Below are 21536 nucleotides of genomic sequence, written 5' to 3'. Positions count from 1 at the left end.
CGAAGGTGGAAGCGGTGGACGGGGGTGCGGGGGGTGCGGAGACGGACGGGACTGCGCTGCCCGAGGGGGCGGTGGCCGTGGACCGACTGGGGTTCAAAGCTGCTCTCGATTCGGGTCGTGACGATCAAGGGACCTGGTGCGTCCGAGGGGCCTGGCGTGTCCTGCCGGGCCGTACGGCCGGGAGACGTAGAGCTGTGCGTACAGCCAGCCTTCCGCCTCCAGCCCGGTGGCATCCACTCCGGCCGCCGACATCGTGTCCAGGACGAGCGTCTGTTCCTCCGGGGAGGCGAACCGCCGCTGTTTGAACATGCCGTCGACGCGGGTGGTCTCGTAGCCGAGGGCGGCCAGCGCGCGCTCGACCGGGTCGAAGGGGAACATCCGCAGGACGAAGTGGGCCATCCAGGGCAGGTGGCCGCCCTGCGCGCGGACGACGCGGGTGAGCGTGCGTTCGGTGACGTAGCCGATGCAGCCGGTGGAGAACACCAGGTCGGCGCCTGCCAGCCGGGCGCGCTGGTCCGGCGTGGGGTCACCGCTCTCCAGGTCGGCGTGGACGGTGTCGTCGAGGAACCCGGCTTCCCGCGCGTACGACAGCGCGTTCTCGGAGGCGTCCAGGCCGACGACGCGGGTGGGGTGCGCGGGCCGGCGGGCGCGGGACAGTTCGCGGTCCCGGGCCAGCAGTTGCTCGCGCGCGAGGCCGGCGACCGCCTCGTCGCCGTAGCGCGCGTACAGCTCGTCCATGCTCACGTCGTACTTGAGCAGGGCGGCGTTGATGCCGTACGAGCAGCCGATGTCGACGACCTTCGGCACCGCCACCCGGTGGTCCTCGCGGTACTCCTTGACGAGCTTGGCGAAGTACGGCTTGGCGAGCTGCGGCACGCAGTAGTCCAGTGTGCGCAGCACGGTGAAGTACGCACGCGGGTCGGGCTGCGTGTAGATGTGGTCGAGCGAGACTTTTCCGGTCGTGTCGAAGCGCACGGGGTTGCTCCTCCGTGGATCGCGAATGGGAAAACGTCCTGCGGTGTGCGGCGGGGCGCCCTGTCGTATGCAGGATGCCCCGCGGGGGCTCAGTCCAGCAGTTGGTCGCCCCGTACCGCACGCTTCTCGGCTGCGGCGAGGTGTTCGGGGAGCACCCGACCGAAGAGCTGGCGGGTGCGGGCCACACTGCCGACGACGCCGGGGCGCTCGCTGTACGCGAAGATCGCCGAGTGCCGCGAGGTGGCGCCCGCGACGGGGCTCACGCGGTGCAGGGAGTAGCGGCCCTTGAACAGTTGGAGGTCGCCGGTGTGCAGCGGGAGGCGGCGGACCAGGTGTTCGCCGCGCCCGGAGAGGACGTCCCGGACGTCGTCGAAGTGCTCGTCGTCGGCGGAGCGGATGCCGGGGCAGTACTCGAAGGCGCCGCCGTCCTCGGCTTCCTGGGTGAGCATGCTGACGGTGAACTCGTTGGTGTCGAAGTGCCAGGGGTGCTCCCGGCCCGGTTCGACGACGTTGAGGACGAGTCCGGCGAGCGGGTCGGCGAGTTCGTGCAGCTCGGCGAGGCCGAAGCAGCGGGCGATGAACGTGCGGAACGCTTCGTGGGTGTAGAGCTGGCTGATCAGCGCGGCGCTCGGGATGCGGTCCCGGGCGACGAAGGCGTTCCCCCGCTCGAAGGGGATGCGGCCGGGGTGGTCGGCGGGCAGCGAGGCGTCGACCGCGATGTTGTAGACGTTGACCGTCTCGACGTCGTAGTGCGCTCGGGGGGCGAGTGCGGAGCATTCCTGTCGCAGCAGGTCGCGCAGGGCGGGGCGGACGAAGTTCGGCAGTACGGTGCAGCCGGTCCCGGCCAGGTCGCGGCGGGCCCGGGCGATCACGGCCCGGCCGTCGGCTCCGTCCAGTTCCGTCAGGGGGTAGCGGGTCGTGTCGACCACCTGGTCGAGCGTCGTGGCTTCCAGAGTGCTCATGCGATCCTCTCCACGCGGGGCGGACGCCCCAACTCTACGGATGAGTAACGCAGTTGACGTAGCACAGGGACACTTTGCGACTGTGACACGGCACACGGGTCCCCCGGGCATGGCGTGGGGTGTGGACGGGGAAACTCCGACGTCGGGCCGCCGCGGGCGGGGTCAGTCGCAGTCCGGACCGTCGAGGGAGGCGGCGTCGAGGGACGCCGTGAGCGCGGTCAGCCGGCCGCGGAGATCGGCGAGTTCGGCGAGGGGGAGGCCGGTTGCGGCAGCGATCCGCCGGGGCACCTCCTCGGCGGACGTGCGCAGGGCCGCGCCGGCGTCGGTGAGGTGGACGGTGACGGAGCGCTCGTCGGCGGCGCTGCGCTCCCGGCGTACCAGGCCGGCCGCTTCCAGGCGCTTGAGCAGCGGGGAGAGGGTGCCGGAGTCGAGCCGGAGGTGGGCGCCGATCTGTTTCACGGGCAGCTCGCCGTGCTCCCAGAGGACCAGCATGACCAGGTACTGGGGGTAGGTGAGGCCGAGGTCGCGCAGGGCGGTGCGATAGAGGCCGCCGAACGCGCGGGTCGCCGCGTGCAGCGCGAAGCAGATCTGCTGGTCGAGCCGGAGGTAGTCCTGCGGCGCGGCCTCGGCCGCCGGGCCCGCTTCCGTCCGGCCGGTCATCTTCTCCTCCGTCTCCACCATGCCGCCACCCTACCTTCGCCTGCTTTGCGCGCTCTCTGATCGCCCGCAGCCCGATTGCACACGTCATAGTTACTCGCATTTAAGTTGTGCACCATTTAATTGTGTGCTCTAGTGGCACCACCAGGGAGACCGGTGGCCGGACGGACGGCCGACCGGTCCCGTATCTCCGAGAGGGATGGTTCTGATGAGCGCTCTGTACACCGCCGTGGCCACCGCCAGCGGACGGGACGGCCGGGCCGTGAGCTCCGACGGGCAGCTGGACCTGACGCTGGCCATGCCGCCCGCGCTCGGCGGCGACGGCGCGGGCACCAACCCGGAGCAGCTGTTCGCGGCCGGTTACGCGGCCTGCTTCGCCAGCGCGCTGGGCCTGGTCGGCCGGCAGGCGAAGGTGGACACCAAGGACGTGTCGGTGACCGCCGAGGTCGGCATCAGCTCGGACCCGGCCGGCGGTTTCGGCCTCTCCGTCACGCTGCGCGTGGAGCTCCCGGACGCGCTGGCCGACGGGACCGGCGCCCGGCTGGTGGAGCAGGCGCACGAGGTCTGCCCGTACTCGAAGGCGACCCGCGGCAACATTCCCGTGGAGATCGTCGTCGAATAACCGGGCGCAATGCCCGGTTACCTCCGCGAACGCCCCACCCCCGCTCGGGGTGGGGTGCGTCACGTGAGGGCCCGAGTAACACGGGGTTCACATTCGAGCAATGGCCGGGAAACGGCCCGTTGCCAGGGTGCAGCAGTACGCCCGCACGCGTATTCGTACTGCCCCGCAGGAAGGCAAGCCCCCGTGACCATCAAGGCCGAGTACATCTGGATCGACGGCACGAAGCCGACGGCGAAGCTCCGCTCGAAGACCAAGATCCTCGCCGAGCGCACCGAGCTGGCCGACCTGCCGCTGTGGGGCTTCGACGGTTCGAGCACCAACCAGGCCGAGGGTCACGCCTCCGACCTCGTGCTCAAGCCCGTCTTCAGCTGCCCGGACCCGATCCGCGGCGGCGAGAGCATCCTCGTCCTGTGCGAGGTGTTCAACACCGACATGACCCCGCACCCCTCCAACACCCGCGCCGCCCTGCGCGAGGTCGCCGAGAAGTTCGCGGACCAGGAGCCGATCTTCGGCATCGAGCAGGAGTACACCTTCTTCGAGGGCACCCGCCCGCTCGGCTTCCCCGAGGGCGGCTTCCCCGCCCCGCAGGGCGGCTACTACTGCGGTGTCGGCGCCGACGAGATCTTCGGCCGCGAGATCGTCGAGAAGCACCTGGACAACTGCCTCGCCGCCGGCCTGGGCATCTCCGGCATCAACGCCGAGGTCATGCCGGGCCAGTGGGAGTTCCAGGTCGGCGCGCTGCCGCCGCTGGAGGTCTCCGACCACATGTGGGTCGCGCGCTGGCTGCTCTACCGCACCGCCGAGGACTACGGCATCTCCGCCACCCTGGACGCCAAGCCGGCCAAGGGCGACTGGAACGGCGCGGGCGCGCACACCAACTTCTCCACCCGCGCGATGCGCGAGGGCTACGACGCGATCATCACCGCGTGCGAGGCGCTGGGCCAGGAGGGCAAGCCGCTGGAGCACGTGCGCCAGTACGGCACCGGCATCGAGGACCGCCTGACCGGCGCCCACGAGACCGCCCCCTGGGACCAGTACAGCTACGGCGCGTCCGACCGCGGCGCCTCGGTCCGCATCCCGTGGCAGGTCGCGCGGGACAAGAAGGGCTACATCGAGGACCGCCGCCCGAACGCCAACGTCGACCCGTATGTGGTCACCCGCCTGATGGTGGACACCTGCTGCACCGCGCTGGAGAAGGCCCTCCAGGTCTGATCCGGGGCCGGCCGGACCGGCCGGGTGGTGGCTCCCGGCCGCCGCAACTCCCTTGAGGGGCGCCCCGCTTGACGCGGGGCGCCCCTCGCGCATGCGGGCCCGTACGGCGGGTGGACGAAGGACAGATCACGCCCGGTCTGGTTCAATAGGGGCATGGCCAGCTTCCACCACAACGCGACGGGTCGCACCGACCTCGAGCCGTTCTGGCCGTCCCGGCAGGATCACCTCTTCGACCGTCTGTGTTGCCGCGCGCATTGAGCGCGGGCCCGCAACGCAGCTGAAGCGGCAGCCCCGCGCACGACGACGTCCCCGACGCCCCTCTGCGCGAAAGAGCTGACCCCATGACGAACGTCCGAACCCTTCCTGCCACTCCTCCGACGGCCACCGTTCCCGCCCCGCCCCGATTGCGTGCCGTGGCACCCGGCGAAGTTCCGCCGGTCGCCGACCTCCTCGGCGCCGACGCCACCTGGCTGCCGGCTCCCCCGCACACCCTGCCCGAGCTGCCGGGCCGGCCCCCTATGGTCGGCTACCTCGTGCTCGTACCGGCCGCCGAGAAGACGCAGCCCGAGTCCGAGGCACCGGCCGCACCGGTCGCTCCGAACGTCCCGGCCACCGTCTACGGCGAGGGCGGCGTCCAGGTCGATCCCGAGCGCCGCACCGTCCACGTCCAGGGCCGCCAACTGGAGCTCACCTTCCTGGAGTTCGAGCTGCTGGCCCACCTGGTGGCGCACCCGCAGCGGGTGCACACCCGCGACCAGCTGGTGACGACGGTGTGGGGCTACGGCCATGTCGGCGACGGCCGCACGGTCGACGTCCACATCGCCCGGCTGCGCCGCAAGCTGGGCGCGGCGCACCGCTCGTCGATCGTGACGGTGCGCCGCGTCGGCTACAAGTACGTGCCGGTCTCCTGACCCGGGGCCGTGGGGCCCGACCGGTGTGGCCGGACCCCACGGCCCTCCGCACGGCCCGCCGGGTCAGGCGGCCCGTGCGCGCCGCCGGGTCACCGCCCCGGCGCACGCATCGAGCACCAGGAACCCGGCCAGCGGGATGCCGAACAGCGGCATGAACCAGCCCAGTACGGCCGTCGCCGCGGCCAGCGGCAGCAGCACCGCGAGCGGCACCCGCCGCCAGGCCCCGCGCGGATGAGCACGGCCGCCCCGAGGGCCCGCGGCCCGGCGCGGCCGGCGCTGCCACCACATCCGGTAGCCCCAGACGATCAGCAGGATCAGCGCGACCATCAGGGCGGCCAGCGCCACCTGGTTCGCGAGGCCGAACAGCAGGCCCATGTGGAGGTCGATGCCCCACCGGGTGGCCTTGGCGAGCAGCGGATGGTCGGCGAAGTCGAGCCGGTCGGTGACCTGCCCGCTCGCCGGGTCGACCGCGATCGAGTCCAGGCGCTCGGGCCACTGCTTGTCGGTCTGCTGGACGACGTAGGCCGGTGCCGAGGCGGTCGGTACGCGGATCTCGACGGGGCCGGACAGCCCCTCCTGCCGCGCCGTGCGCAAGGTGGCGTCGAGGCCGGTGCGCCCGTCGGCCCCGGAACCGCCCGCGTGGCCTACGTGCCCCTCGTGCCCGGCGTGCCCTTCGTGCCCGGCATGTCCCTCGTGGCCCGCGTGCGCGCCGTGGTCCGTGCCCGGCATCTCCGCGGCGCCGGGGACCTGCGTCGACACGGCGGGGGTGGCGCCGCCGAGCGCGTCCTGCAGTCGGCCGATGTGCCCGCCCGCGTACGCCGACCAGGTCAGGCCGGTGGCCGACAGGGCGACCAGGCCCACCGCCGACCACAGGCCGACCGTGCCGTGCCAGGACAGCGTGCGCCGCCGGCCCGTCGTGCCGCGCAGCCGCCGTGCGGAGCGCCGCCGCCCGAGCCACAGCAGCACCCCGCCGAGCGCGACCACCCACAGCCAGCTGGCGGCCAGTTCGCTGTAGAGCCGGCCGGGCTCGCCGAGCAGCAGGTCGCGGTGGAGGTGGTCGAGGGTGGCACGCAGCGGCAGCGCGCCGGAGCTGCCGTAGCTCTCCAGCGACCCGCGCACCTCGCCGGTGTACGGGTCGACGAAGACGGCCAGGGAGTTGTCGTCCTTCAGGCCCGGGGCGTCAAGGATCACCCGGGTCGTGGCGTCCGGCCCGTCGGGCGGCCGGACCGCCGTCAGCGTGCCCTCGGGGTGCGCGCGCAGCGCCGCGGCCACCTGGCGGGAGAGCGGGAGGGCGGTACCGCCGGGCTCGGTGCGGAGTTCGTGCGCGTACACGATCTTCTCCGCCTGGAGGGAACCGGCGTAGAGCAGGCCCGTCACGGCGGCGACGAGCAGGAACGGGGCGATCAGCAGCCCCGCGTAGAAGTGCAGCCGCAGCACGAGGGGGCGCAGCGCGGGCCATCCGGCGGACCGGGGCGGCGGCTCGGCGACCGCGGGTGTGCGGGCAGGGTCGAGTACGGACATGGTGAGGCTTCACCTTTCAGCGGCGAACATGCGGAATGTCCGCGCCGCGGCCGTGTCCCGGCCCGGTCGTCAGCAGGGCAGGGGCGGTCCGGCGGGCGCGGTGATACGGAGCACCGCGCCCCATGGCGGGCCGCGCCGGCTGACGGCGTCGGTGAGCAGTTCCCAGCGGGGCACGCGCGGCCGGGTACGGGCCGGGACGCGTACCCGGCGGTCCGGCGCCGGCCCGCGGCAGACCGCGACGAGCAGCCGCAGCGCCCGGAAGGCCAGCGCCGCCACGCACCGCAGCAGTTGAAAGAAGGCGGCCTCGCCGTGCCGGAGCCAGAGCGCGCAGAGTAGGGCGGCGAGGAGGTGCGCGGCCGTCATGCCGACGGACATCCCGCCTGCCATGTCGTGCCCGGCGCCCATACCGTGCCCGGCGCCCATGCCGTGCCCGGCGCCCATGCCGTGAGCGGCGTGCGCGCCTGTCGCACCGGGCATGCCCGTCATCCCGTGCATGCCCATGACGCCGTGCGCCCCCATGGCGCCGTGCGTCCCGGCCGTACCGGACATGCCGCAGGTCATCGGGGCGCCGGCCGCGTGCGCGGCCCCGGGGCCCTGTGCGGCGGCGAAGGCCAGGTGGAGGGCGGCCTGTACGGTCAGCACGCCGCCGGTGATGGCGGGCAGGCCGCGCTGCCGGCCCGCGGCGAGCCAGGCCGCCGCGCCGACGACGGCGAGGGCCGCGCCCAGCACACCGGGCGGGATGCCGTGCCCGGACATGGCCGCGTGCCCGGCCGCCGCCAGCACCACGCACACGGCCGCGAAGAGCGCGGCGCGCACGGCGCGGAACGGCGGGCGGGCATCGGAGGTCACGGGCCGCCATCCTGTCACCCGGGCGGGGCCCGCCGACTCCCGGGTGGCCGCACCGGGCGGCGTCACACGTGGCGGGCCGGCTCCCGGTACCGGCGGCCGAGCACCACCGATTGGGCGGCGGCCGCCAGTTCCCGCCGGTCCCGGCCGTCCGGCAGCAGCGGCGCGTGCACCGTGACCCGGGCGGTGAGCCCGCCCGCCGCGAGCACCCGGCGCAGCGAGGACGCCAGATCCTCCTCGCCGACGAAGGAGGCCACCGTGGAGGGCGTGCCGTGCTGCAGGTACTGGACGGTGACCGGCCGTACCGGCGCGCCCGCGTCGACGGCCGCCTGGAACGTGGCCCGCCGGAAGTCCCCGTCGGTCGCCGAACACCACGTCGTGGCCTGCGGGTAGACCACCACCGACCGGCCGCCGCGCAGCGCCGCCGCGAGGTCGGCCACCGCGAGCGGCAGGGCGCGCGGACTGCCGCGGTCGAGGAAGCGGGTGCCGGCGCGCCGGGCGAGCGGGCCCATGACGGGCCAGCCGGCGACCTCGCGTTTGGCGAGCATGGGGACCGGTTCGACGGCGAGCAGCGCGAGGATGTCGAGCCAGGAGATGTGGTTGGCGACGACGAGCGTGCCGGTCCGGGCGGCGCCGCCGGCCTCCTCCGGCCCGACCGTCAGCAGCGGGCCTTCGTGGGCGAGCGCCACCTCCAGCGCGCCGAGTGCGGCGCGGGCGTGGCGCCGCAGCCGGCCGGGTTCGGCGAGCCGGTCCCGGTCGGCCGCGGCCCGCAGCAGAACGTGCGCGAAGGACGCGGCGCGGCGCGCGGTCCCGGCGAGCGGCACCCGGGGCGCGCCGTGCGCGATGCAGCCGGACGTGCAGGTGGAGAGGGTGTCCCAGACGCCGGGCCGGGCGGCGCCGGGGGCCGCGCTGTGGGCGCTCACCGCTGGTCGCCCAGGAAGAAGCGCCGGTACCGGTCGCTCAGCCGGTCCATGTCCAGCACCACGAAGAAGTCGGCCACGTCGAACTCGGGGTCGTGCGCGGGCGCCCCGCACACCCAGGCGCCCACCCGCAGGTAGCCGCGGAGCAGGGGCGGCAGTTGCGCGTAGGCGGCGGCACCGGTCGCGGCGGGCCGGGTTCCCGCGTCCGGCAGCCAGGGGCAGAGCGGCCGTACGCGCAGCTCCTCGGGCGCGGCGTGCTTGGTCCGGCCCAGCTCCCAGGCGGCCCGGGCGCACTGCCCGCCGTCGGCGAGCGGGACGGAGGCGCAGCCGGCGAGGTAGCGGTGGCCGGAGAGCAGGGTGTAGCGGGCGAGGGCGGCCCACATCTGGTTGATGACGGCGCCGGTGCGGTGGTCGGGGTGGACGCAGGAGCGGCCGGCCTCGATGAGCGAGGGGCGCAGGTCGGCCAGCGCGGCGAGGTCGAACTCGCCGTCGGAGTAGAGCCGTTCGCTGCGGCCCGGCGGCAGCAGCCGGTAGGTGCCGACCACGTCGCCCGTCGCGGTTTCGGTCACGATCAGGTGGTCCGCGAGGTCGTCGTGGTCGTCGATGTCGTGGCCGGGCAGCGGGGAGTGCAGGGTGGCGCCCATCTCCTCGCCGAAGACCAGGTGACGCAGCCGCTGCGCGGCGCGGATCTGCGCGGTGGAGTCGGCGATGGCGGTGGTGTACGCGGCGGGGACGCGCGGCGTGGGACGGGCTTGCGGGTACGGTGTCGTCGTCGGAAGAGATGTGGACATGACAGCTCCGATCCGGTTGAGCGGGGTCCGCCCGGTCGACTGTTCCCCCGCCCGCCGCCCCGTCGCGTGAAGCCCAGGAGGAGCGCGGGTAAGAAACCGCCGAACACTGGCCCCCGAAGGGCCCGGCCAACGTCCGGCGCCGCGGACACACGCGTGCCCGCGAGCACGCGCGCCCCCATTCACTCCACCGGCCCACAGCAGCGACATTCGGCGCGTTCTGGTCGTATCAGCATCCTTGGTTACGAGCTGATCGACCGTTAGCGTTTTCCCTCGCACGTAACCGTTGATACTGCCGAGCAGTGGGGGCATGCGTGAGCCACGTCACCAGACGCAACGTGTTGGGTACCGCCGGCGCCCTGGGTGTCGCCGCCGTGGTCGGCGGGCATACCCCCGCCATGGCCGCCTCCGCCGTACCGGAGCCGGCGCGCCCCGCGGGCCCTACGGGCCGCTCCCCCCTCGCAGCTCTCTTCGACACCGCACCCGCGCGCGCCGCGCTCCAGCGCCTCCTCCCCCGCCACGCCGACCAGTTCCGCCTCACCCCGCAGAAACGAGCCGCCGGCACCTCCGAGCGGTTCCGCGTCACCGGCTCCCCCGGCCGCATCGAGGTCGCCGGCACCAGTCCCGCCGCGATGCTGACCGGCGTCAACTGGTACCTCAAGTACGTCTGCCGGGCCCACATCTCCTGGGCCGGCGAGCAGCTGAACCTCCCCGCGAAGCTCCCCGCGCCCAAGGCACCGCTGGAACGCGCCACGAAACTCGCGCACCGCTTCGCGCTCAACGACACGCACGACGGCTACACCGCGCCGTACGCCGACTGGGCGCACTGGGAGCGCACCATCGACGTCCTCGCGCTGCACGGCGTGAACGAGGTGCTGGTCACCGCGGGCTCGGAGGCCGTGTACCACCGGCTGCTCCAGGACTTCGGGTACTCCGACGCCGAGGCGCGGGCCTGGCTGCCGGCCCCCACCCACCAGCCGTGGTGGCTGCTGCAGAACATGAGCGGCTACGGCGGCCCGGTCAGCAAGGCGCTGCTCGCCAAGCGCACCGCGCTGGGCCGCCGGATCGCCGACCGGCTGCGGTCGCTGGGGATGCATCCGGTCCTGCCGGGCTACTTCGGCACCGTCCCGGACGGCTTCGTGAAGCGCAACCCGGGCGCCCGGGTCGTGCCGCAGGGCACCTGGTCGGGCCTGAAGCGCCCGGACTGGCTGGACCCGCGTACCGCGGTCTTCGGGAAGGTGGCGCGGTCCTTCTACCGCCACCAGAAGGAGGTCTTCGGGACCGTCCGGCACTTCAAGATGGACCTGCTGCACGAGGGCGGCGACCCCGGCGACGTGCCGGTGCCGGCCGCGGCGAAGGCCGTGGAGAAGGCGATGCTGGCCGCGCACAAGGACGCCGTCTGGGTGATCCTCGGCTGGCAGGAGAACCCGCGGCGCGACCTGCTGGACGCCGTCGACCACAAGCACCTGCTGATTGTGGACGGCCTCTCCGACCTGGAGACCGTCAAGGACCGGGAGGCGGACTGGGGCGACGTCCCGTACGCGTTCGGCACCATCCCCAACTTCGGCGGCCGGACGACCATAGGGGCCAAGACCCACATGTGGTCCGAGCGATTCACCACATGGCGGGACAAGAAGGGCAGCAAGCTGGTCGGCACGGCGTACATGGCCGAGGCCGCCGAGCGCGACCCGGCCGCGTTCGAGCTGTTCAGCGAGCTGGCCTGGCGGGACGATCCGGTGGACCGCACGTCGTGGTTCGAGGGGTACGCGGACGCGCGGTACGGCGGCCGGGACGCCAAGGCCCGGGCGACGTTCGCGGCGCTCCGGGAGAGCGCGTACGAGATCAGCAGCAAGGACGGCCGTCCGCACGACTCGATCTTCGCGGCGCGCCCGTCCCTGTCGGCCCGGTCCGGCACGCACTACGCCACCCACACGCCCGCATTCGATCTGGGCCGGTTCGACGTCGCGTTCGCCGCGCTGCTGGGCGTCCGGCCCGCGCTGCGCAACAGCGACGCCTACCGCCTGGACCTGACCGACCTGGCCCGGCAGGCCCTGGCGAATCGCTCCTGGCAGCTGATCCCCCAGCTCCAGGACGCGTACAAGCGCAAGGACTTGGACGCCTTCCGCAAGCTCGCCAAGCTGTGGCTGCAACTCATGCGGCTGAGCGAGGACATGACCGGCGCGCACCGCCACTTCCTCCTCGGTCCCTGGCTGGACGCCGCCAAGCGGATGGCGACCGGCGCAAAGGAGCAGGCGCAGCTGGAGCGCACCGCGCGGGTGCTGATCACGACCTGGGCGGACCGGGCCACCGTGGACGGCGGGAAGCTCGCCAACTACGCCAACCGCGACTGGCACGGTCTGATCGGCGACTTCCACCTCCCGCAGTGGCAGCGGTACCTCGACGAGCTGGAGGACGCGCTCGCCGCCGACCGGAAGCCGAAGACGTTCGACTGGTACGCGATCGAGGAGCCGTGGACGCGGGAGCGCAAGGACTACCCGCTGCGCCCCACCACCGACGCCTACCGCACCGCCCGGAAGGTGTACGACGTGCTCGCCAGGGCCCCGTACCAGGGCCGGGTCGTCGTCGCCGCCGAGCCCGCCACCATGGAGCCGGGCGGCGCGACCACCCTCACCGCGACCCTGCACAACCTCAGCGGGCTGCGGGACACCGGCCGGGTGGACTTCGCGCTGAGCGGGCTGGACGCCGAGGACCGCGGCCCCGTCTCGCTGCCGTCGATACCGGCCGGCGGCAAGGGAGACGTCGACTGGCGGATCGCGGCACCCGCCGAGCCACTGACGTCGCCGCTCAAGCCGATGCCGTACGAACTGACGGTGAGTTACGGGCCGAAGGGCGAGACGGCGGTCTCGGCGGTGCAGTCCGGCTCGCTCTTCGTGGCCGGACCGCTGGACGAGGAGCTGCGCACGGTCACCACCAACGAGGCGGTTTTCGGTCAACTGGACGGGCGGTTCGCCATCGACGGCGCCGGCACCGACCTGTGGAAGGCCACCGCCGAGTTCGGCGCCGTCTACCGCCCGGGGGCCCTGCGCGCAGGCGGCTCGGTGACGGTGAAGGTCACCGAGCAGTCCGCGAGCGGGCCGTGGGCACGGGCCGGGATCGTCGTCCGCAACAGCCTGGGCGCCGGAAACTCGACGGGGTTCGTGAACCTCTCCGTCACGCCGGACAACGGCGTCGCACTGTCCTACGACACCGACGGCGACGGCACGCTGGACCGCTACGACCGCGTGACGGGCGTCAAGGCGCCGGTGACGCTGCGGCTCTCCCGCGACGCGGGCGGCGCGTTCAAGGGCGAGTTCTCCACGGACGACGGCGCCACCTGGCGGACCGTGGCCACCGCCACCGTGCCCGGCACGGCCGCCACGCAGGACGCCGGCCTGCACATGACGGCGGCCAACGGCGGCTCGGGCGCCCGCGGCCGGGCGGAGTTCAGCGACTGGCGGACGGACTGACACACCGTCGGAAATGCGGCGGCGACCCCGGACGGTGCGGCACTGTCCGGGGTCGTCCGTTCGCTCCCCGTGGCCGGCCCGTGCGGCGTACGCTGACCTCCGTACCGTCCGGGCTATCGCGAGGAGTGCACCGCATGAGCGCCGCAGCCGAGAAGGAGTGGCTCTACGCCCTCGACATCTCCGACGCCGTCTGGCAGCGCGCCCCCGGCGACGCCGAGGAGGCCGTGGAGATCGCGTTCCTGGAGCGCGGCGCCGTGGCCATGCGCAACTCCACCGACCCCGACGTGGTGCTGCGGTACACCGAGGGCGAGTGGCGCGCCTTCGTGCTGGGCGCCCGGGACGGCGAGTTCGACCTCGACCGCCAGCGCTGACCCGAGGACCGCGCAGAGCCGGGGCGGTCAACGTGACCATCCCATGAATCACTCGTTCTACGGAACGTGGAGCAGCAGCAGGCAATAACCCCGCCACCGGACCGCACCTCCCCGCTCGGCGTCATCGACGTCGAACAGGCGGAAGCCGCGCTCGTGGAGCACTATCCCCGGCTGGTCCGGCTGGCCTACCTGGTCCTGCCGCCCCGCCTCGGCCGCAACCGCCGGGTGCTCACCGCGCACGCCGTCACCCAGCGGGCTCTCCCCCGGCACCGCACCGGCGCCGAGGGGACCGTGCTGCCCCCGCAGCGCGCCGACGGCCGGCCCGCGCCGGACCCGGGCTACGCCTTCGTCCGGCAGCGCGTGCTGCGCGCGGCGCTCGCCGCCGACCGCCCGGCGCTGCGGCTCGGGCGCCTGCGGCTGCCGCTCCCCCAGCTCCCGCCGCCGCTCCCCCAGGTGTGGGGGCTGCGGCTCTTCCCGCGCTCCGGCGGCGCCGACGAACTCGCCCTGGACCAGGCGCTCTCCGCCCTGTCGGCCCCGGCCCGCGCGGCGTACGCACTGCGCGGCCTGGAGGGCATGGGCGACCGCGAGGTGCGGCGGGTGCTGGCGGCGGTGGGCGTGGCGGAGCCGCGGGACGCGCTGGCCGAGGCGGACGGCGCCGCGGCCCCGGCGGGCAGCCGGGACGGATCGCTGCTGGACTCCGCCGAGTTCGACCCCTGCTCCCTGCAGGCGCGGCCGACGGATCTGATCCGGCGGCGGCAGCACGTCCGCGTCGCGCTGGCCGCAGGCGTCGCCGCGGTGGTGTGCGGGGCGCTGCTGGCGCTCCCGGGCGACGGCTGGGGTCGGGACGGGGCCGCGACGCCGCCGTACGCACGCAACGCCGCGGCCGAAGCGGCGCTGGATCCGGGCGAGTTGACCCGCGCCCCCGGTGACGCCTGGCGGACCGCGGCGCGGGAGGACTTCTCCGTCTGGCCGGCGCGTGGCGGCCGGTCGCACGACACGGCCCTGCTGCGCCGCGCGCTGGCCGCCTGGGCCCGTCCCGGCGACCGGGTGCAGGTCTCCGCGACGCCCGGCACCCCGACCGGGCCCGCGGCGGGGCCCGCGCAGCTGCTGTACGCGGGCGAGGTGGACCGGGCGGCCGTGGTGCTGCTGTACGACGGGCTGCGCGTGGTGCGGTACGCGGAGCCGGTGGCCGGTCCGGGCGGCGGCGCGGTGCTGGACTTCGCGCGCACGGACGGCGCGGACACGGCCGGCGCCGCGGCGCTGGTGGTCAGCCGCACGGACGGCAACGTGCGTTATCTGACGGCTCCTTGGGTCCGCGAGGTGACGCGCGCGGACCTCGCCGGCGGCCCGGAGGGGCGGGCCTCGGCGCTGCCCCGCACGGCGGACGGCGTGACCGCCCCCGCACCGGCGCCCGGGCCGTCCTGCACCCGCTGGCCCGCGCTGACGATGGCCGGGCGCCTCTACACCGATCTCGGCGAGCTGACCCCGGCCCGGCTGACGTACGGGCAGCCGGGCCGCGCGGACGAGCCGACGGGGCGGGCGGCGCGGACCGCGTGGGCGCGGACGGCCTGCCGGCTGCCGGCCGTCCGGGCGCTGGGCGTGCGGGAGGTGAACGCCTGGGAGTACGCGCGCCAGCGGCTGCCGGAGCGCGGCGGGACGGCGACGTGGCTGTGCATCCGCGCCGAGACCTGGCGCGGGCCGGGCAGCCGGACGATGGCGCAGTTCCAGGCGCCGGTGGCAGGTGACGGCGGCGGCGACGACGGGCCGCGCGCGCGCCGCCATCCGCCGGGCGCGGTGGCGGCCCGCGCGGAGGGCGGCCGGGCCTGCGGGCCGCGGTCGCCGCACGCGCTGGCCGGGGTGTTGTGGAAGTCGGCGGCCGGGCACTGGTGGCTGGTCGCGGCGGGCAGCGGGAAGGTGCGCGGGGTGACGGCGGACGGCGGGGTGGCCGGCCGTACGAAGGGCCGGCTGCTGGCGGTGCGGGCGGCGGCGGGCGCGCACGCGCGGCTGTCGGCGCGGCTGCCGGACGGCGGCAGGTTCACGGCGCTGCACTGAGCCGGAGCGGGCGTGGGAGCGGGAGCGCTAAAGGGGCCACGGGCGCGGCCCGTGACCCCTTTCGCGTGCCGGTTCACGTGCCGGTACGTGAACCGGTTCGCGTGCCGACGGGAAAACCTCTCGCAAGGGGCTGTCGCTCCTTCTTACTCGCCAGTACATTGACGTCATGTCTAACAAGGCCTCGTTGCGGCCCGCGCCGGTCGCGTCGGAACACACTCCGCTGAAGGCCCGCAACGTCGCTTTCGACTGGAGCGGGACGCCCCTGCACTGGGTCCCCGGCGACCCGGCCACCACCCACACCATCAACGTGCTGCACCTCCTGCTGCCGGCCGGCGAGCGCTGGTTCGTGCACGTCTACAAGCAGGTGCTGCCCTCCATCCGGGACGAGCGGCTGCGCGCCGACGTCATCGGGTTCATCGGCCAGGAGGCGATGCACTCCCAGGCCCACGACGACGTACTGCCGCACCTGAAGGAACAGGGGCTGGACCCCACGCCGTACACGGCCCAGGTCGACTGGCTCTTCGAGAAGCTGCTCGGCGACCGCACCCTGCCGCCGGGCCGGGCCCGGCACTGGTGGCTGCTGGAGCGGGTCGCGCTGATCGCCGCGATCGAGCACTACACCGCGTTCCTCGGCGACTGGGTGCTCAACGCCGAGGCGCTGGACGCCAAGGGCGCCGATCCGACCATGCTGGACCTGCTGCGCTGGCACGGCGCCGAGGAGGTCGAGCACCGCTCGGTCGCCTTCGACCTCTTCGTGCACCTCGACGGCGGCTACCGGCGCCGCACCCGCACCTGGGCCACCGCCTTCGCCGCGCTGGTCTTCCTGTGGCAGCGCGGCGTGCGCTTCTTCATGGCGAACGACCCGACGCTCCTCGAAGGCAAGGCGTCCTTCAAGGAGTTCTTCCGCGCCGGGCGGCAGGGCGTGCTGCCGACCACCGGCGCCGTGGCCCGCACGATCCCGCAGTACCTGCACCGCACGTACCACCCCTCGCAGTACGGCAGCACAGCGCAGGCCGCCGCCTACCTCGCCGCCTCCCCCGCCGCGACCGCAGCCGACGCCCGCACCCGTGGAATCGCCTGACATGACCACCGTCCTCCGCTCCCGGCGTCTGCGCGCCGCCGTGGTCGCCACCGGCGCGGCCGTGCTCGTCACCCGGGCCCTGCGCCGCCGGGTCAAGGACTCCCCACTGTGGCCGATGCCGGCCCTGGAGCAGCCGATATCCGGCACCGGCCGGACCGGCACCGGGCGCCGCGAACTCCTCGTCGTCGAGCGCGCCGAAGAGGCCGAGGGTGTCGTACGGCTGCGGCTGAAGGGCGAGTCGCTGCCGGGCTGGGAGCCGGGCGCGCACATCGATCTGGTACTGCCCTCGGGCGCGGTGCGGCAGTACTCGCTCTGCGGCGACCCGGCCGACACCGGCACGTACACCGTCGCCACCCGGCTCGTCGAGGACGGCCGGGGCGGCTCGCGCGAGGTGCACGAGCAGCTCCAGGAAGGCACGGTCGTGACGGTGCGCGGGCCGCGCAACCGCTTCCGGCTGGCCGAGTCCCACGCCTACCTCTTCATCGCGGGCGGCATCGGTATCACGCCGATCCTGCCGATGCTCCGGCAGGCCGAGCGCGAGGGCGTGCCCTGGCGGCTGCTCTACGGCGGGCGGTCGCGCGCCTCGATGCCGTTCCTCGCGGAGATCGAGAAGCTGGCGGGCGCGGACGGGGACCGGGTGACGATCGTCGCCGAGGACGAGGACGGGCGGCCGGATCCGGCCGCCGCGCTGGCCGACGCGCCGCCGCACTCCGCCGTCTACTGCTGCGGCCCGCAGCCCCTGATGGACGCGGTCGCCGGGCTGCTGCCGGACGGACTGGAGCTGCACACCGAGGCGTTCGCGCCGGTTGCCGCGGGCGCCGGCGCGGCGGGCGGCGCCTTCGAGGTCGAGCTGCGGCGCACCGGCCGAACGGTCACGGTGGCCGAGGACCGGAGCATCCTGCGCGCCCTCCGCGAACAGGCGCTGCCGGACCTGCCGTACAGCTGTGAGCAGGGGTTCTGCGGCACCTGTCGGCAGCACGTGGTCGAGGGCGACATCGACCACCGCGACGAGCTGCTGACCGACGCCGAGCGGGACGAGCAGATGCTGATCTGCGTCTCACGGTGCCACGGAGAACGCCTGGTGCTGGACCTGTAGCGCGGGTCCGGCCGGTCACCGCCGCTGGCATACCGCTGCCGCACCCCGGTCGTTAGGGTGTTCGCATGACGACCGGGGTGCGCCGCAGGATGGGTGTCGAGGAACGCCGTGAACAGCTGATCTCCGTGGCACTGGGCCTCTTCAGCCACCGCGCCCCGGAGGACGTGTCCATCGACGAGATAGCCGAGGCCGCGGGCATCTCGCGGCCGCTGGTCTACCACTACTTCCCCGGCAAGCAGAGCCTGTACGAGGCGGCGCTGGGCCGGGCCGCCGACGAGCTGGCCGCACGCTTCGTCGAGCCGCGCGAGGGCCCGCTGGGCGAGCGGCTGCTGCGGGTGATGGGCCGCTTCTTCGACTTCGTCGACGAGCACGGGCCCGGCTTCTCGGCGCTGATGCGCGGCGGCCCGGCCGTCGGGTCCAGCCGCACCAGCGCGATGATCAACGGTGTCCGGCAGTCCGCCTACGAGCAGATCGTCGACCACTTGGGCCTGACGGTCCCGGCGCCGCGCATGGAGCTGGTGATCCGCTCCTGGATCTCGCTCGCGGAGTCCACCGCCCTGCAGTGGCTGGACGGCAAGCGCATCCCCCGCGCCGAGCTGGAACGGCAGTTGGTGCACGACTTCGCCGCGCTGGCCGCGGTGAGCGCCGCGTACGACGAGGAGATGGCGGGGACGCTGCGGGCGATCCTCGCCGCCGAACCGATCGACGGTCCCTTCGCGGAGCTGGCCGCCCGCCTCTTCGCGCTGGTCCCGACCGAGGTCTGAGCGGAGCCCGGCCCCGGAGCGTCCCGGGAAGCGGCGGTCAGTCCCCCGACGCGAGCAGCGCCGGCTCGCCCAGCGCGTACGCGACGCCGTCCTCCGCACCTGCCTCGAGGCCTCGCCGGAACTCCTTCTCGTACGCCGTGTCGCCGAGGGCCTCGCGCAGCCGCCGCTCGCAGTCGGCGCGCGCGGCGGACAGCTCGGGTGCGCCGAACTGACGGCGGCCCACGGTGAGCCAGATCGCGTCGGCGACGCCGAGCAGCCGGGCCCCCGCCGGCCCGCTGCCCGCCGCGGCCAGCGCGGCCGCCAGCACGTCCAGGATCATCGCCGTGCACAGGCTGTCCTCCAGGATCCGCATCCCCGCCAGCGCCTCGCGCGCGTGCGCCAGCGCCGAGCCGATGTCGGCCATTCCCAGTTCGGCGGTGGCCTGCATGTACCCGGCGAAGCAGCGCACCCACAGCTCGCCGCGGCGCTCGCACTCCGCGCGGGTCACCGCCGCGTCCGCCGCCGCCTCGGCGAACTGCCCGCACTGCAGCTGGACGAAGTGCCGCAGCAGCCGGGTGAGCAGCCAGGCCGCGGGATAACTGCCGCCGTCGCCCGGGCTCCGGGGGGCCGCGTCCAGCACCTCGTACGCGGCGCGCTGGTTCCCCTTGAGGCAGTGGGTGCCGCCGACGAGGTAGGTCACGGCATGCCGGGTGTCGGGGTGGTCCTGCCCGGCCACGGCCTCGGCGAACTTCCGGCCGGCCACCGCCGCGACCTCCAGGTCGCCCTGGATCAGGGCGAGCGTGCCGTGGCTCCACAGGCCTTTCGTGCGCTCCGGGCAGTCCTCCGGCACCAGTTCCAGGGCGCGCCGCAGATGGCCGCGGCCCTCGCGCTGGCGGCCGCACCCGAACCAGAAGAACCACAGCGCGCCCGCGACCTCCAGCGCGGCCCGGCCGTCGCCGCGCGCCAGCAGGAAGTCCAGGACCGCGCGGAGGTTGGCGTGCTCGGCGTGCAGGCGCCGGTGCCAGGCGACCTGGGACGCGCCCATGCAGGCGACGTCACCGGCCTTGGCGAGGTCGCGGAAGTACGCGGCGTGCCGGTCCCGCACGGCGGTGGTCTCGCCCAGTTCGGCGAGCCACTGGGCGCCGTACTCGCGGAGGGTGTCGAGCATGCGGTACCGCGGCGGCTCCGCGGACCGCTCGCACTGTACGACGGACTTCTCCGCGAGCCCGCGCAGGACGGACTCGATCCGGCTCTCGGGCAGCGGGCCGCCGGAGCAGACCGCTCTCGCGGCCTCCGGTGTCCAGCCGCCGCGGAAGACGGACAGCCGGGCCCACAGCAGGCGTTCCAGCGGCTCGCACAGCTCGTGGCTCCAGCCGATGGTGGTGCGCAGGGTGCGGTGGCGCCGCGGCGTACGGCTGTCGGCGGTCAGTACCTCGAAGCGGGCGTGCAGCCGGGCGAGCAGGTCGGGCACGGTGAAGGCGTTGAGCCGGGCGGCGGCCAGTTCGATGGCGAGCGGGATGCCGTCCAGGCGGCGGCAGAGCTCGGCGGACTCCGCCGCGTACCGCTCGGTGAGCCGCCGGCCGGGGGCGGCCGCTTCGGCGCGGTCCCGCAGCAGGGCGAGTGCGTCGCTCGCGTCGGGGTCGGTGCTGCCGGGTGCGGGCAGCGAGAGCGGCCGCAGTGGGAGGACGTGCTCCGCGTCCCGGCCCAGCGGCTGGCGGCTGGTGACGAGCACGGTCAGGCCCGGCGCGGCGTCGAGCATCAGCTCGGCCAGTTCGCCGCAGGCCCCGAGGAGGTGCTCGCAGGTGTCCAGGACGAGCAGCAGGCGCTTGTCGGCGAGCCATTCGCAGAGCACCTCGGTCTGGAGCCGGGTCGTCTGGTCGGCCAGCCGCACGTTCTCGGCGATGGTGATGGCGAGCAGGGCCGGGTCCTGGAGCGGGGAGAGCTCGACGATGTGGATTCCGTCGGGGTGGTCGGCGCGCCGGGCGTGTGCCGCGCGGGCCGCGAGCCGCGTCTTGCCCACGCCGCCGACCCCGCTGAGCGTGACCAGGCGCTGTTCCCCGAGAGCCGTGCTCAACGCCGTCAGCTCGGCGGTGCGTCCGATGAAGGTGCCGTTCACGTCCGCTCCTCCCCGATGGGCCGGCCACGGGTCCCGGCGCCCGTTCACCGGGATCCGGCCAGTGTGACCGTACGCGCTTCACAGTGCGCCTGACCTCCGGAAACGACCGTCTTCGCGCCATCCTCCGACACATCCGACCGCTGGACGATCGGCTCTCACCACCTTCTGGCATTCGCCTTCGCCGCCCTTCGCGGCGATGTCAGAGTGTCCCTCCCACCGCCACGGCGTGGGAGGGACACGGGGTTGACCGGCATGAGTTTCATCGGCGCACTGCTCGGATACGGCTCCGGATTCGCCGCCGGCCTGGGCTGCGGCTTCCTTGCCGCGCTGCGCTCACGGAGCATCCGCCGGTCCGACCCCGCCCCGCCCCTGGAACGCCCCCCGGCCGCCCGCGACACGCAGGAAGCCGCGCTGGGAGCGGTCGCGCAGGCCACGCAGCAGGCGCTGCTGCGGCCCATGTCCGGCGAGCTGGGCGATGTCGGCTTCGCCGCCCGCTATCTCCCCGCCGCGGCGAACGTCCTGGTCGGCGGCGACCTCTTCAACGTCGCCCTCACCCCGTACGGCCTGCGGGTGCTGGTCGGTGACGTGCGCGGCCACGACCTGGAGGCGGCGCGGCTCGCGGCGATCACCATCGGCTGCTTCCGCGACCACGCCGCGACCACGCCCGACCTGGTCGCGCTGACCGGCATCCTGAACGCCGGGCTCGCCGCCGAGCTGGATGCGGAAGGTTTCGTCACGGCGGTGCTCGCCGAGTTCGCGCCGGGCGAGGTGCGGCTGGTGAACTGCGGACACCCGGCGCCGCTGCGGGTCGGGGACCTGCTGGAGCCGCTGGCCCCCGACGAGCCCGGCCTGCCGCTCGGCCTGGACCCGACGCCGCGCCGGCAGCGGTTCCGGCTGGCCGCCAACGAGCGGCTGCTGTTGTACACCGACGGCCTCATCGAAGCGCTCGACGCACAGGGCGCACCCTTTCCGCTGGACGCGCGGGTCCGCGCGGCGCTGACCCGCCCCGCGCTCGACGACGCGCTGGAGGAGCTGCACGCCCTGCTGATGTCGCACACGGCCGGGCCGCTCCCCGACGACCTGGCGCTCCTGCTGTGCCAGCCGGACGTCCGCACCGTCCTGCCGTCCTTTCCCACGCTGCGTGGACCGGGCGAACGGACGGGCGAACATGCCTGAGCCGGGGCGCCGTGCGGCGG

The 21536-nt window shown here is 74.3% G+C and carries 18 protein-coding genes; 10 read left to right on the top strand and 8 right to left on the bottom strand.

The genetic code is table 11. The features are described from left to right. Window positions 1-93 precede the first annotated feature (93 nt). The 3 genes from IF20_RS15540 to IF20_RS15530 form a co-directional block, all read right to left on the bottom strand. Window positions 94-975 carry a methyltransferase domain-containing protein gene (locus IF20_RS15540; RefSeq protein WP_234426665.1) on the bottom strand — a complete coding sequence of 294 codons (882 nt, stop codon included), beginning with the start codon at window positions 973-975 and terminating at the stop codon, window positions 94-96. Between the two features lie 89 nt (window positions 976-1064). Continuing rightward, on the bottom strand, window positions 1065-1937 hold the full coding sequence (locus IF20_RS15535) for a HalD/BesD family halogenase (protein WP_052865745.1): 873 nt from the start codon (window positions 1935-1937) through the stop codon (window positions 1065-1067). A 162-nt stretch (window positions 1938-2099) separates the two neighbouring features. Then, window positions 2100-2597: a MarR family winged helix-turn-helix transcriptional regulator gene (locus tag IF20_RS15530; RefSeq protein WP_052865943.1), complete on the bottom strand. Its 498-nt coding sequence runs from the start codon at window positions 2595-2597 to the stop codon at window positions 2100-2102. 205 nt (window positions 2598-2802) lie between these two features. Here IF20_RS15530 and IF20_RS15525 point away from each other — a divergent pair, with 205 nt between their 5' ends. The 3 genes from IF20_RS15525 (at window position 2803) to IF20_RS15515 (ending at window position 5339) form a co-directional block, all read left to right on the top strand. Continuing rightward, window positions 2803-3216: an organic hydroperoxide resistance protein gene (locus tag IF20_RS15525; RefSeq protein ID WP_052865744.1), complete on the top strand. Its 414-nt coding sequence runs from the start codon at window positions 2803-2805 to the stop codon at window positions 3214-3216. Window positions 3217-3399: 183 nt separating this feature from the next. After that, window positions 3400-4428: a glutamine synthetase gene (glnII, locus tag IF20_RS15520; RefSeq protein ID WP_052865743.1), complete on the top strand. Its 1029-nt coding sequence runs from the start codon at window positions 3400-3402 to the stop codon at window positions 4426-4428. Between the two features lie 341 nt (window positions 4429-4769). Next, window positions 4770-5339 carry a winged helix-turn-helix domain-containing protein gene (locus IF20_RS15515; RefSeq protein WP_052865742.1) on the top strand — a complete coding sequence of 190 codons (570 nt, stop codon included), beginning with the start codon at window positions 4770-4772 and terminating at the stop codon, window positions 5337-5339. 63 nt (window positions 5340-5402) lie between these two features. Here IF20_RS15515 and IF20_RS15510 read toward each other — a convergent pair whose 3' ends face one another. From IF20_RS15510 to IF20_RS15495, 4 genes are all read right to left on the bottom strand, one after another. Further along, window positions 5403-6860 carry a PepSY-associated TM helix domain-containing protein gene (locus IF20_RS15510; protein ID WP_052865741.1) on the bottom strand — a complete coding sequence of 486 codons (1458 nt, stop codon included), beginning with the start codon at window positions 6858-6860 and terminating at the stop codon, window positions 5403-5405. Window positions 6861-6929: 69 nt separating this feature from the next. Continuing rightward, complete coding sequence (locus IF20_RS15505) at window positions 6930-7709, bottom strand: hypothetical protein (protein WP_052865740.1); 780 nt, start codon at window positions 7707-7709, stop codon at window positions 6930-6932. 62 nt (window positions 7710-7771) lie between these two features. Then, window positions 7772-8629, bottom strand: a complete 858-nt coding sequence (locus IF20_RS40510) for a lysophospholipid acyltransferase family protein (RefSeq protein ID WP_267881132.1) — start codon at window positions 8627-8629, stop codon at window positions 7772-7774. Continuing rightward, entirely contained in the window at window positions 8626-9417 is a 792-nt protein-coding gene (locus IF20_RS15495) for a GNAT family N-acetyltransferase (RefSeq protein WP_052865739.1), read from the bottom strand. Before IF20_RS15495 ends, IF20_RS40510 begins: the two co-directional genes overlap by 4 nt. Before the next feature lie 311 nt (window positions 9418-9728). Here IF20_RS15495 and IF20_RS15490 point away from each other — a divergent pair, with 311 nt between their 5' ends. The 6 genes from IF20_RS15490 (at window position 9729) to IF20_RS15465 (ending at window position 18245) form a co-directional block, all read left to right on the top strand. Next, the gene (locus tag IF20_RS15490) at window positions 9729-12881 is read left to right on the top strand and encodes an alpha-N-acetylglucosaminidase (protein ID WP_052865738.1); all 3153 of its coding nucleotides are present in this window, start codon (window positions 9729-9731) and stop codon (window positions 12879-12881) included. Window positions 12882-13015: 134 nt separating this feature from the next. Further along, window positions 13016-13252, top strand: a complete 237-nt coding sequence (locus tag IF20_RS40505) for a DUF397 domain-containing protein (RefSeq protein WP_030256868.1) — start codon at window positions 13016-13018, stop codon at window positions 13250-13252. Window positions 13253-13318: 66 nt separating this feature from the next. Beyond that, window positions 13319-15304: a hypothetical protein gene (locus IF20_RS15480; protein ID WP_052865737.1), complete on the top strand. Its 1986-nt coding sequence runs from the start codon at window positions 13319-13321 to the stop codon at window positions 15302-15304. Window positions 15305-15470: 166 nt separating this feature from the next. Continuing rightward, window positions 15471-16385 carry a metal-dependent hydrolase gene (locus IF20_RS15475; protein WP_052865736.1) on the top strand — a complete coding sequence of 305 codons (915 nt, stop codon included), beginning with the start codon at window positions 15471-15473 and terminating at the stop codon, window positions 16383-16385. A 1-nt stretch (window position 16386) separates the two neighbouring features. After that, complete coding sequence (locus IF20_RS15470) at window positions 16387-17481, top strand: PDR/VanB family oxidoreductase (protein ID WP_052865735.1); 1095 nt, start codon at window positions 16387-16389, stop codon at window positions 17479-17481. Between the two features lie 65 nt (window positions 17482-17546). After that, window positions 17547-18245 (top strand): TetR/AcrR family transcriptional regulator, encoded by a 699-nt coding sequence (locus IF20_RS15465; RefSeq protein WP_052865734.1) that lies wholly within the window; start codon window positions 17547-17549, stop codon window positions 18243-18245. Between the two features lie 37 nt (window positions 18246-18282). Here the strand turns inward: IF20_RS15465 and IF20_RS15460 are convergent, their stop codons facing one another. After that, on the bottom strand, window positions 18283-20340 hold the full coding sequence (locus tag IF20_RS15460) for an ATP-binding protein (protein ID WP_052865733.1): 2058 nt from the start codon (window positions 20338-20340) through the stop codon (window positions 18283-18285). A gap of 252 nt (window positions 20341-20592) precedes the next feature. Between IF20_RS15460 and IF20_RS15455 the strand changes: the two genes are divergently transcribed. After that, window positions 20593-21516 carry a PP2C family protein-serine/threonine phosphatase gene (locus IF20_RS15455; protein ID WP_199896614.1) on the top strand — a complete coding sequence of 308 codons (924 nt, stop codon included), beginning with the start codon at window positions 20593-20595 and terminating at the stop codon, window positions 21514-21516. Window positions 21517-21536 lie beyond the last annotated feature (20 nt).

This window comes from Streptomyces niger (assembly GCF_000718305.1).
In the GTDB taxonomy this organism is placed as follows: domain Bacteria; phylum Actinomycetota; class Actinomycetes; order Streptomycetales; family Streptomycetaceae; genus Streptomyces; species Streptomyces niger.
Note: the sequence above shows the minus strand (reverse complement) of the source record. Positions and strands in the feature narration are given on the sequence as shown.

What these genes read in the sequence shown, in the direction of transcription:
- IF20_RS15475 (WP_052865736.1), top strand. Translation starts at nt 15,471, where the DNA reads ATGTCTAACAAGGCCTCGTTGCGGCCCGCGCCGGTCGCGTCGGAACAC.
- IF20_RS15455 (WP_199896614.1), top strand. Translation starts at nt 20,593, where the DNA reads ATGAGTTTCATCGGCGCACTGCTCGGATACGGCTCCGGATTCGCCGCC.
- IF20_RS15525 (WP_052865744.1), top strand. Translation starts at nt 2,803, where the DNA reads ATGAGCGCTCTGTACACCGCCGTGGCCACCGCCAGCGGACGGGACGGC.
- IF20_RS15465 (WP_052865734.1), top strand. Translation starts at nt 17,547, where the DNA reads ATGACGACCGGGGTGCGCCGCAGGATGGGTGTCGAGGAACGCCGTGAA.
- IF20_RS15530 (WP_052865943.1), bottom strand. Translation starts at nt 2,597, where the DNA reads ATGACCGGCCGGACGGAAGCGGGCCCGGCGGCCGAGGCCGCGCCGCAG.
- IF20_RS15535 (WP_052865745.1), bottom strand. Translation starts at nt 1,937, where the DNA reads ATGAGCACTCTGGAAGCCACGACGCTCGACCAGGTGGTCGACACGACC.
- IF20_RS15515 (WP_052865742.1), top strand. Translation starts at nt 4,770, where the DNA reads ATGACGAACGTCCGAACCCTTCCTGCCACTCCTCCGACGGCCACCGTT.
- IF20_RS15495 (WP_052865739.1), bottom strand. Translation starts at nt 9,417, where the DNA reads ATGTCCACATCTCTTCCGACGACGACACCGTACCCGCAAGCCCGTCCC.
- IF20_RS15470 (WP_052865735.1), top strand. Translation starts at nt 16,387, where the DNA reads ATGACCACCGTCCTCCGCTCCCGGCGTCTGCGCGCCGCCGTGGTCGCC.
- IF20_RS40505 (WP_030256868.1), top strand. Translation starts at nt 13,016, where the DNA reads ATGAGCGCCGCAGCCGAGAAGGAGTGGCTCTACGCCCTCGACATCTCC.
- IF20_RS15510 (WP_052865741.1), bottom strand. Translation starts at nt 6,860, where the DNA reads ATGTCCGTACTCGACCCTGCCCGCACACCCGCGGTCGCCGAGCCGCCG.